This window comes from Bacillus sp. DC4300-2b2 (assembly GCF_049895685.1).
GTDB lineage: Bacteria > Bacillota > Bacilli > Bacillales > Bacillaceae > Bacillus > Bacillus safensis.
Genome location: NZ_JAFCSW010000012.1, coordinates 1 through 2,355 on the forward strand (window position 1 = coordinate 1; position 2,355 = coordinate 2,355).

Annotated in this window: 2 protein-coding genes; both read right to left on the bottom strand. The window is 49.8% G+C overall.

Annotated elements, in window-relative coordinates:
- Positions 1 to 349 precede the first annotated feature (349 nt).
- Positions 350 to 1,270, bottom strand: a complete 921-nt coding sequence (locus tag ACP69X_RS18820) for an NAD-dependent epimerase/dehydratase family protein (protein ID WP_426052970.1) — start codon at positions 1,268 to 1,270, stop codon at positions 350 to 352.
- Positions 1,271 to 1,798: a dTDP-4-dehydrorhamnose 3,5-epimerase gene (gene rfbC, locus ACP69X_RS18825; protein ID WP_426052971.1), complete on the bottom strand. Its 528-nt coding sequence runs from the start codon at positions 1,796 to 1,798 to the stop codon at positions 1,271 to 1,273. It lies immediately after the preceding gene.
- Positions 1,799 to 2,355 lie beyond the last annotated feature (557 nt).

Here is a 2,355-nt window from a genome sequence, read left to right on the forward strand (position 1 = left end):
CTTGCCCATCAGGTCAAGCATTCCATCAACCCCGATCTTGAACAGCAAGCCAAGGCCGCGTAGCCTGTTCAAACAGCGACGCCTGCCGAGCGAATTTCAACACGGCTCGGGACATTCCCCTGTGGTGCCGAAGATGCGCTTTGCCTCTTTGAGCTCGCTAGGATGAGAAAATCCCTTAAAAATGACAACCAGCGAGTGTTTAATGCCTGCGTTGGATCGATGATACGAATCGAGAAAGCGTTCACACGAAACGCGCCAATCGAGTTCTGCCCCGCGTGCTAGAAAAACAACAGAAATATCCGACGGAATTCCTGTCTTCATGATCACGAAATTTCCTCTAGTCCAGCGGTCAAGCTAAAGATTCCTGTCCAGGTTGTATCTTCGTGCGCCACCAAGCGATCGTGGATTCCAATCCTTCGTCAATTTCGATGCGCGGTTTGAAAAGTACTTCGGATGACAGTCGTGTGGTGTCTGCAACGATACGATCGGGTTCGTTTTGCTTGGTGGGCAGCGCTCCAATTCTAAGTAGATCCTGTCTTCCAAGTAGATCCCCAATCTTTTTTATTACGTCTTTGATCGCAGTCGATTGGCCAGAAGCGATGTTAACCGAGCCGATGACGTCAGAGTCTGTAAGGGCTGCGAAAGCCGCTCCCACATCACGACTATCTAAAAAATCTCTTACCTGTGTGCCTGCGGTGACCTTGGCTTCATTACCTGCCAAAAGATTGCAAATCACAGACGGAACGAGGCGATTGGGGCGCTCGCCTGATCCGTAAGACATGAATAACACCCCCCAAGCATGTGACAGTCCCATCAGATCGCAATATGATTCAACAAGCTGCCGAGTGCTATTCTTTGCAACCCCATACAGTGTTGCAGGTCTATGCAGAGTGCTTTCCTTGATAAAGGCGGGTAAACTATCCCAATCGTATTCGGCGCACGTCCCCGCTCCGATGAAGCGAAGTCCTCCCGAGAGATGAAAAGCGCGTAATAGATTTAAAGTCGCGCTCGTCCATTCGAGATTGGACGGAGATGTCCAATATCCATTGTCAACATTCCACGCCATGTGCACGAGATGGCTAGGTCGGATCGCGTTTAAAGCGGCTATCGTCTGACTGTGATTAAGCAAGTCGACGGAATGGCATGTTGCGCCTATTTCAGATGGCATAGCCCGGGAGCAGGCATGCACCTCATAACCCTTCTGAAGAAGGGAAGAAACGACGCTGCGACCAAGGAAACCCGACGCACCGGTAACTAAAGCACGTTTCATCTACGGGTAATCCGAAAACTGTCTGTCGCGATCGGAAATATGAATAGGGGAAAGCGGCCATAATATATTAAATATAGGATCGTTCCAACGGACGCCTCGAGCAAGCTCAGGAACGTAATCCTCGCTCATCTGATAAAATAGCTCGCTATTATCAGTAAGCGTTTGAAACCCATGCGCACAGCCGGCCGGAATGTAAAGTCCTTCCCGAGATTCTGCGTTGAGCTCAATTCCAATCCACTTCTTGTATGTTGCGGATGTCGGACGGAGATCGATGACTACGTCGTATACCTTTCCACGTGTACATCGAACAAGCTTCACCTCAGGCCGTGGATCAGCTTGATAATGCATGCCTCGCAATGTCCCGCGATACGTGTTCCAAGACGTGTTGCACTGACGAAAACTGGAAACCAGTCCGTAGCGAGCAAATGTGTCAGCACAGAATGTTCTTGCGAATAGCCCTCTTTCATCGACAATAGGGTCGACCTGCACCCTAAACACCTCGGAAAGGCCAGTTGGTAAGAGATTCATAGTTATCGACCCGCAGCTTGCGCGTGTGATTAACGTTGGCGGCAATCTAGGCGATTTTGCTTAGTTAAGTGAAGGTCAAAATTGAGTTTAGCGACCAGAAACTAGCGCAGTCACTCTGCACATTTGCACTGACGGATAATTGCATGTTGGAATTATAGGACAACCGGCGGGTTCGCATTCCACCGGTATTTAATACCTGGCGGCATGATTAAATTCAGACACCACCCGGTAAAACGGTTCTGCAAAAAAATAGCGGGGCAGATTTTATGATGGTTGCAGAGTCTTCAGTAAATGGTACTCGCCATATGCACTTGCTGACTCTCGAGCCTACGCTTTCCGGAAAGCAGCCATCGAATTAGAGCGAGCCAAACTTATTGCTTTCGGCTCTGGTGAGTTTGCAGCGCAGTGGAGATCTTCCTCTTATCCTGTAAGCCTCAACCTTGGGAATGTCCCGAGCCGTGTTGAAATTCGCTCGGCAGGCGTCGCTGTTTGAACAGGCTACGCGGCCTTGGCTTGCTGTTCAAGATCGGGGTTGATGGAATGCTTGACCTGATGGG

Excerpts from the sequence above, each read along its gene's own strand:
- rfbC (WP_426052971.1), bottom strand. The coding sequence starts at position 1,798 with ATGAATCTCTTACCAACTGGCCTTTCCGAGGTGTTTAGGGTGCAGGTC.
- ACP69X_RS18820 (WP_426052970.1), bottom strand. The coding sequence starts at position 1,270 with ATGAAACGTGCTTTAGTTACCGGTGCGTCGGGTTTCCTTGGTCGCAGC.